At 72.4% G+C, this 7,332-nt stretch carries 8 protein-coding genes and 1 pseudogene; 3 read left to right on the top strand and 6 right to left on the bottom strand.

Annotated features, from left to right (window positions below; all coding sequences use genetic code 11):
- Window positions 1–110 precede the first annotated feature (110 nt).
- Both ACFV9O_RS37915 and ACFV9O_RS37910 read left to right on the top strand, forming a co-directional pair.
- On the top strand, window positions 111–1,319 hold the full coding sequence (locus ACFV9O_RS37915; RefSeq protein WP_385426949.1) for a histidine kinase: 1,209 nt from the start codon (window positions 111–113) through the stop codon (window positions 1,317–1,319).
- Window positions 1,316–1,981 carry a response regulator gene (locus ACFV9O_RS37910; protein WP_385426946.1) on the top strand — a complete coding sequence of 222 codons (666 nt, stop codon included), beginning with the start codon at window positions 1,316–1,318 and terminating at the stop codon, window positions 1,979–1,981. The genes ACFV9O_RS37915 and ACFV9O_RS37910 overlap by 4 nt, the downstream gene beginning before the upstream one ends.
- On the opposite strand, the gene ACFV9O_RS37905 is transcribed toward ACFV9O_RS37910, so the two are convergent.
- Window positions 1,942–2,232: a DUF6332 family protein gene (locus ACFV9O_RS37905; protein ID WP_385426943.1), complete on the bottom strand. Its 291-nt coding sequence runs from the start codon at window positions 2,230–2,232 to the stop codon at window positions 1,942–1,944. The genes ACFV9O_RS37910 and ACFV9O_RS37905 overlap by 40 nt on opposite strands.
- A 71-nt stretch (window positions 2,233–2,303) precedes the next feature.
- Window positions 2,304–3,809 carry an MFS transporter gene (locus tag ACFV9O_RS37900; protein ID WP_385426941.1) on the bottom strand — a complete coding sequence of 502 codons (1,506 nt, stop codon included), beginning with the start codon at window positions 3,807–3,809 and terminating at the stop codon, window positions 2,304–2,306.
- Window positions 3,810–3,897: 88 nt separating this feature from the next.
- On the opposite strand from ACFV9O_RS37900, the gene ACFV9O_RS37895 reads away from it, so the two are divergent.
- Window positions 3,898–4,299, top strand: coding sequence for a MarR family winged helix-turn-helix transcriptional regulator (locus ACFV9O_RS37895; protein WP_385426938.1), 402 nt, complete (start codon window positions 3,898–3,900; stop codon window positions 4,297–4,299).
- Window positions 4,300–4,400: 101 nt separating this feature from the next.
- On the opposite strand, the gene ACFV9O_RS37890 is transcribed toward ACFV9O_RS37895, so the two are convergent.
- The 4 genes and pseudogenes from ACFV9O_RS37890 to ACFV9O_RS37875 form a co-directional block, all read right to left on the bottom strand.
- A complete protein-coding gene (locus tag ACFV9O_RS37890; protein WP_385426936.1) occupies window positions 4,401–5,159 on the bottom strand; it encodes a maleylpyruvate isomerase family mycothiol-dependent enzyme in 759 nt (252 codons plus the stop codon).
- 20 nt (window positions 5,160–5,179) lie between these two features.
- Window positions 5,180–5,530 (bottom strand): SCO4225 family membrane protein, encoded by a 351-nt coding sequence (locus ACFV9O_RS37885; RefSeq protein ID WP_385426933.1) that lies wholly within the window; start codon window positions 5,528–5,530, stop codon window positions 5,180–5,182.
- Between the two features lie 69 nt (window positions 5,531–5,599).
- Window positions 5,600–6,949 (bottom strand): MFS transporter, encoded by a 1,350-nt coding sequence (locus ACFV9O_RS37880; protein ID WP_385426930.1) that lies wholly within the window; start codon window positions 6,947–6,949, stop codon window positions 5,600–5,602.
- A 183-nt stretch (window positions 6,950–7,132) separates the two neighbouring features.
- Window positions 7,133–7,332: pseudogene (locus ACFV9O_RS37875) on the bottom strand (IS200/IS605 family accessory protein TnpB-related protein); the annotation flags it as partial.

Below are 7,332 nucleotides of genomic sequence, written 5' to 3'. Positions count from 1 at the left end.
GGGTGACTGGAGATCACCGCGCCCGGCGGACTCCCGCAGGGGCTGGTGCGGTCGGGTGTGACGGTGGGGGTGAGAAGGGAACGCGCAACCACCAGGGGGGCCCGCCGTGGATGCACGGCGGGCCACCGTGGTGGCGTCATGGACCGGACCGGTGGGCGGACCGGTGGGGCGGGACCGGGGTGCCCTGGCGCTCCACGCTGCTGCTCGCCCTCTTCGTGATGGTCGGTACGGGCTTCGCGGCGAGGAACCAGCCCGACAGGGAGCCGCTCGACGCGTTCGCCCGGGCCCTGCTGCTCGCCGGGCCCGCCTTCCTCCTGCTGCGCAGGAAGTACCCGGTCGCCGCGCTCCTCGGCGCGGTGGCGACCGCGCTGGTGTATCTGGCCACCGGGTATCCGTACGGGCCGGTCTTCGCCACCGTCGCCGTCGGCGTCTTCTCGGCGATCGTCGCGGGACACCGGCGCGCGGCCTGGTGGGCCGTGGGAGTGCTCGCGGTCGGCCATCTCCTGGTCGGACACTGGCTCTACCGCTATCTGCCGCCCGGCAACGACACCCCGGCGCCGTGGGGCGAGGAGCTGATCGGCACCGCCTGGGTCGTGGCCGTCCTCGCCGGAGCCGAACTCGCCCGCGCCCGCAGGGAGCAGTGGGTCCGGGAGCGCGCCGAGCGCGCCGCCGCCGAGAAGCGCCGCGCCGACGAGGAGCGGCTGCGCATCGCCCGCGAACTCCACGACGTACTCGCCCACTCCATCTCCGTCATCAACGTCCAGGCGGGGGTCGGCCTCGCGCTGCTGGACTCCGACCCGGAGCAGGCCCGTACCGCACTGACGACGATCAAGGCGGCGAGCAAGGAGGCGCTCGGGGAGGTGCGGCAGGTCCTCGACACCCTCCGCACTCCCGGCGACGCACCCCGCGCCCCCGCACCCGGCCTCGACCGGCTGCCCGAACTCGTCGAGCAGGCCGCCACGGCCGGACTCACGGTGGAGATCACCACCGAGGGGACGAAGGCAGCGCTGCCCCCCGGTGCCGATCTCGCCGCCTTCCGGATCGTGCAGGAGGCGCTGACCAACGTGGTGCGCCACTCCGGATCCCGCACGGCACGGGTGGCGATCCGTTACGCGCCCGGCCGCCTCGACCTCCGAATCGACGACAACGGCCCGGCCACCGGCACCGAACAGGGCGGCAGCGGCAACGGACTCGCCGGGATGCGGGAACGTGCCGCCGCCCTCGGTGGCACCATCGAGGCGGGTACGCGCCCGGACGGAGGCTTCCGGGTCCACGCCGACCTGCCGTTCGAGCCGAGGGCACTGGAGGAGACACCGTGATCCGGGTACTGCTCGCCGACGACCAGTCGCTGGTACGGGCCGGCTTCCGGGCACTGCTCGACGCCCAGCCGGACATCGAGGTGGCGGGGGAAGCCGCGGACGGCGAGGAGGCGCTGCGCGAAGTCGCCGCGCTGAAGCCCGACGTCGTCCTGATGGACATCCGGATGCCGCTGCTCGACGGGCTCGCCGCCACGCGCCGCATCACCGAGGACGAGACCCTGGACGGCGTGAAGGTCGTCATGCTGACCACCTTCGAGCTGGACGAGTACGTCTTCGAGGCGATCCGCGCCGGGGCCTCCGGCTTCCTGGTGAAGGACACCGAACCGGAGGAACTGCTGCGCGCCGTACGGGCCGTGGTGGACGGCGACGCGCTGCTCTCGCCCGGCGTGACGCGCCGGCTCATCGCCGAGTTCGCCGCCCGGTCCAAGGCGCCCGCCCAGGACGAGCGGCTCGCGGAACTCACCGAGCGGGAGCGGGAGGTGATGGCCCTCGTCGGGATAGGCCTCTCCAACGAGGAGATCGCCCGCCGGCTCGTGGTCAGCCCCCTCACCGCCAAGACGCACGTCAGCCGGACGATGGTGAAGCTGGGCGCCCGCGACCGGGCCCAACTGGTCGTCCTGGCCTACGAGTCGGGGCTCGTCCGGCCCGGCTGGCTCGGCTGAGCACTGCCGGCCGCCCGGGGAAACCGCCACAGCACGTGCACGACCCGCGCCACGAAGGCGAGCCCCGCGACCGCGCCTCCGGCGACCACCAGGAAGGGCAGATCGAGCAGCAGCGCAGGCCCCGCGATCGCGCCGAAGACCAGGGCCGTCGCGAAGACCGCACTGAAAAGGGCGTACCCGATCTCGACGGTGATCGCGTCCCGTTCGGCCTGTGTACGTCTCGCTGTACGTCTCCCCACGGAGTCCCCCATGGGCGGGAGTCTCACAGCGCGGCGGCGCGCGGGCAACCACCCGCACGCCGCCGTCTTCTGTGCCGTGTCGGTCAGTTGCGGGCCCCGACGCGCTCGTCGGCCGCGTCGTCCTCCCGTACGGAGCCGGACCCGGACGCGGACTTCGCGACGACCACCGTGTGCTGGGCGGCGCGCCGCGCCCGCAGTCCGGTCAGCGTGATCACCAGCCCGGCCGCCGCGATCGCGGTGACCACCATCAGGCCGGGCAGGAAGCTGTCGAGCACCTCCTGCGGGGAACGGCCGGTCTCCCCGCCCGCCGTGACCACCGCAGTCACCACGGCCAGGAAGATCGCGCCGCCCACCTGGATCGACGTGTTCAGCAGCCCGGAGACCATGCCCTGCTCGTGGTCCTCCACCCCGCTGGTGGCCTGGATGTTGAGCGAGGGGAAGACAAGCGCGCACGCCGCGCCGAGCAGCAGCATCGACGGCAGGATCACGGCCGCGTAGCTCGGCGTGAGGTCGATCTGGAGGAACAGCGCGTACGCGATCACGAGCAGCGTGAATCCGGTGGCGATCACGCGTGGTGTGCCGAACCGGTCCACGACCGAGCCGATCTTCGTCGAGGAGAGGGCCACCAGCGCACCCGCCGGGAGGAAGGCCAGCGCGGTCTGCAGCGCCGACCAGCCGAGCAGGGACTGCATGTACTGCGTGACGAGGAACTGGAAGCCGACGTACGAGCCGAAGAAGAACGCGGCACCGAGATTCGCCCGGATCTGGCTGCCCGAGCGCAGCACCCCCAGCCGGATCAGGGGGTGCGAGCTGCGCCGTTCGACCGCGACGAAGGCCGCGATCAGCAGGGCCGTGGCCAGGAACGACAGCAGAGTGCGGGCCGATGCCCAGCCGGCCTCGGGCGCCTGGACGACGGTGAAGACGAGCAGCAGCATCGAGACCGTGCCGAGGACGGCGCCGGGGACGTCATAGCCCTTGCCGGAGTCCTCACGGCTGCTCTGCGGGATCAGCCGCATGCCGGCCAGGAGCGCGAGGAGCGCGATGGGCGCGGGCAGCAGCATCGTGAGCCGCCAGCTCACCTCGGTGAGCAGCCCGGACAGCACCAGGCCCATCGAGAATCCGGTCGCGGCGCAGGTGGTGTAGATGGACAGGGCGCGGTTGCGCTGCGGCCCCTCCTTGAAGGTCGTCGTGATGATCGAGAGCCCCGCGGGCGCGGTGAACGCGGCGCTCAGGCCCTTGATGAAGCGGCTGGCGATGAGCAGCGGCCCCGAGTCGACGAGCCCGCCCAGCAGCGAGGCGAGCGCGAAGACGGCGAGGGCGATCAGGAACACCCGGCGCCGTCCCAGGAGATCGGCCGCGCGGCCGCCGAGGAGCAGCAGTCCGCCGTAGCCGAGGATGTAACCGCTGACGATCCACTGCAGGGTCGAGGTGGTGAGGCCGAGGTCGGTGGCGATGGAGGGCAGCGCGACGCCGACCATCGAGACGTCGAGGGCGTCCAGGAACATCGCGGCGCAGAGCACGAGCAGGGTGCCCCACAGCCGAGGTGTCCAGCGCTCCTGCGATGCGGGGACATTGAGCGGAGTGGTCATGAAGCAGCACGCTACATGCATGTGCATTGATTGCAAGTGCATTTAATTCCGGTGCAACAAAGTGGGTCTTTTCTGCTAACGTGCGGCCATGGCGGCGAACAAGTCCGAGCGTGGGCTCGTGGAGGAGTGGCGGGACGTTCTCGCGCTGCACGCCCGCACGATGTGCGAGCTCGACCGCGAGCTGCATCAGCACGGGCTGGGTGCGAGCGACTTCGAGGTGCTCGACGTCCTGGCCGAGGGGTCGGCCGAGGACGGCGGCGAATCGTTCCGCGTGCAGGAGCTGGCTTCCCGCGTCCATCTGAGCCAGAGTGCGCTGTCGCGCCTGGTCGCACGGCTGGAGAAGGACGGCCTGGTGACGCGCGGGATGTGCAGTGAGGACCGGCGCGGGGTGCGCGTGGCGCTCACGTCCAAGGGCCGCGAGCGCCACGCGGAGGTGCAGCCGCTGCAGCGCGCGGTGCTCTCCCGGATGCTGGCGCGGCCCGGGCGCTGAGGCCCGGGGCTGCTGGGGCCAGGGAGCTTCCGAGGTCCGGGGCGCTGCTTGTGCCCGGGGCTGCGGACCGCCGAGTCCGCCGCTCCCGGGACGGAACGGGCTCAGGACCAGGTGATCGCGGAGTTCTCGCGCCACAGTTGCGCGAGTCCGGTGTCACCCGTGACGGTCACGTCGGTGAGCGGCAGCCGGTTCCACAGAGCCGGATAGAGCCGCCCGGCGGGACCGCTCAGCTCGCAGTCCACCGGTCCCTCGCCGGTACGTTCGGTACGCGCCGGCTCCGGGGACAGATGGACGGTCCACACGTCGTCCGTGTCCGTCGTCCGCACCCGGAAGGTCCGCGGAACGTCCGTGCGCACCCGGCTCTTGGGCCGGGCGTGGAACGCGCACAGCAGCTCGTCGATCCCGTCGGCAGCGAACCGGGCCGACATGGCCGCGGAGACGGACAGCGGACCGCCATCGGCGAGTGCGGATTCGGCGTCCACGCGGTGCATGGCCGTCTCGTGGGCCTGCCGCCGTGCCCAGAAGGCCCGGGGCGACGGCGCCGGCAGGAAGCTCCAGCAGTGCAGATCGTCCGGCGCGTCGGTGAGCGCCGCGACCAGCAGCCCGTGCCCCTCCCGGAACCACTCCAGCAGCTCGTCCCCCTCGAGGTCCGGCTCACCCGCGTCCGGGTGGTACGCCGTGTGCCCCTCGACCACGAACGCGGTGGCCCAGCGGTGCACCATGCCGGTGTGCCGCAGCAGGTCCCTGACCGCCCATCCGGGACAGGTCGGCACGGCGGCCTCCGGGCCCGCCTTCTCCGCGGCGCCGGCCAGCAACCGGCCCTCCTCGGCGAGGTACTTGATCAGTTCCACGGTCTCCATGCGGGCATTGTGCCAGCGGGTCACACACCCCTGGGGTGTGCGGACCGCGGCCTGCCGTGCAGCATCCGGACGAACCAGCCGAGCGCGAACGCCTGGATCAGCGCCGACACGACCAGCGCCAGATACGGGAACCAGTACGATCCGGCCACGGAGTCGCCGAGCCACTCGCCGCCCGACGCGACGACGAAGAACGTCGGCGCCGTGAGCAGCATCGGCATCAGCCAGGCGAACGACGCGTCCTCGTGGTGCACGAACAGCGTGTCGTACGCGGCGAGCAGGGTGGCCACGGCCACCAGCCCGAGATACACCAGCGACGCCGGATTGCCGAAGGTCAGCCGGGCGATCCGGCCGAGACGTCCGTGTGTGTTCATGGGTAGTGCCCCCTCGGTCGATGTCTCCATCGTGGAACAGGGGCCGCGCGGCTGCCTGAGTACGGCTACTCAACCGGTACGGGTGCCTGCACCGGCGTCGGCGACGTCGTCGAAGACCGCGGCCTGCCTGCCCCGTGCCGGTACCGGGTCCGATGCGGGGAGCGGCTCCGGTGCCTGCGCCGTGCGTGCCGCGTACCCGATCAGCGCCGCCGCGCCCGCGAGGGCCGCCACCGTCGTCAGGGCCACCGGCAGCGAGAACCAGTCGGCGAGGAAGCCGATCGCGGGCGGCCCGAGCAGCATTCCGCCGTAGCCGAGCGTGGATGCGGCGGCCACCCCGCCGGGGCCGGCGAGGGCGCCCGCGCGGGCCACCGCCACCGGAAAGATGTTCGCGAGGCCGAGCCCCGTCACGGCGAAGCCCAGCAGGGCGAGCCATGTGGTCGGGGCCAGCGCGCCGAGCAGCATGCCGGCCGCGGCCGTCGCACCGCCCGCGACCAGGGTCCGGGTCTGGCCGAGCCGCTCCAGCAGGGTCGTGCCCGTGAGCCGGCCCGCGGTCATGGCGAGGGCGAACAGCGAGTATCCGGCGGCGGCCACACCCGGGCGCGCGTTCAGGTCCTGCTCGAGATGGAGCGCTCCCCAGTCGGCCAGCGCGCCCTCGCCGTACGCCGTGCACAGCGCGATCACGCCGAAGAGCACGACCAGGCGGCGGGTGCGGCCGGTGAGCCGCGCGGGAGCCTGTGCGGGTGTGCGCGTGGTTGCGGACCGCGCCTTGTCCCATGAAGGCGCGGAGGGCTCCTGTGGCACGGGCGACGTGTGGCGCAGCAGCATCGGGCCCGCCGCCGCCGTGACCAGCAGCCCGATCCCGGTGAGCGCGAAGAGATGAGCCGCGGGGGAGAGGCCCGCGGCGACCAGGCTGCCGAGCCCGGCGCCGATCATGCCGCCGAGGCTGAAGGCGGCGTGGAAGCTGGGCATGACCGCCCGCCGCAGCGCCGCGACGAGATCCACGGCGGCGCTGTTCATCGCCACGTTGATGCCGCCGTACGCCGTGCCGAAGACCAGCAGCACCAGGCCGAGCGCGAGGGTCGAGTGCGTCATCGCGGGCAATGCGATGCTCAGCGACATCAGGACCCCTGCCGCGACGGTCACCGGATGGCTCCCGAAGCGCCGGCACAGCCGTCCGGTGAGGGTCATCGTCACCACGGCACCGGCCGACACCCCGAGGAGGGCGAGGCCCAGGCCGCTCGCCGAGGCGCCGGTCTGCTGCTTGATGGCGGGGATACGGACCACCCAGCCGGCGAAGAGGAAGCCATCGAGGGCGAAGAAGACGGTCAGCGCGGCGCGGAGGCGGGTCAGGGAGTGCGGGGCGGGGTCTCCGCCGTGGCTCCCGGGAGTGGCCGTGCACAGTTTGTTTAGTAGCGGCACAAACTCAGGATAGGGGCGCCGCCGGTACGGCACAAGCGCGCAGCACAGCGCCCCGGGCCGGCCCGGGCGCCCGGACCGGCCCGGGGCTCCTCCGGGCTTCGGGCGGTTTGCCGTCCAGGTACGTCGTACGGTGTCGGCACCCGCGCCGCACGGGCCGCTCGGCGACCGGCCACAGGACCGTTCCTAAAGACTGAGCGGAAGTGAGTCCTGTTGCCAGAACTCATGCTCAGCCGAACGCCCCGAACGGTGTTGGGCGTTCTGGTCCCCTGCGTTCACTCCGCGTCCAGCGCGCACGGATCGTGTCCGTGGTCCGGGAATGCGGGGGCGGGTTCCCTCACGCCCGGCAACGCCCAATCGAGCCTGGGCGGTCCGATGCCCCGCAC

This window comes from Streptomyces sp. NPDC059909 (genome assembly GCF_042730885.1).
In the GTDB taxonomy this organism is placed as follows: Bacteria; Actinomycetota; Actinomycetes; order Streptomycetales; family Streptomycetaceae; genus Streptomyces.
This window is presented reverse-complemented; position numbering and strand designations above follow the sequence as displayed.

Coding starts and splice junctions, on each gene's coding strand:
- ACFV9O_RS37890 (WP_385426936.1), bottom strand. CDS start 5,159: ATGGAGACCGTGGAACTGATCAAGTACCTCGCCGAGGAGGGCCGGTTG.
- ACFV9O_RS37900 (WP_385426941.1), bottom strand. CDS start 3,809: ATGACCACTCCGCTCAATGTCCCCGCATCGCAGGAGCGCTGGACACCT.
- ACFV9O_RS37895 (WP_385426938.1), top strand. CDS start 3,898: ATGGCGGCGAACAAGTCCGAGCGTGGGCTCGTGGAGGAGTGGCGGGAC.
- ACFV9O_RS37905 (WP_385426943.1), bottom strand. CDS start 2,232: ATGGGGGACTCCGTGGGGAGACGTACAGCGAGACGTACACAGGCCGAA.
- ACFV9O_RS37915 (WP_385426949.1), top strand. CDS start 111: ATGCACGGCGGGCCACCGTGGTGGCGTCATGGACCGGACCGGTGGGCG.
- ACFV9O_RS37885 (WP_385426933.1), bottom strand. CDS start 5,530: ATGAACACACACGGACGTCTCGGCCGGATCGCCCGGCTGACCTTCGGC.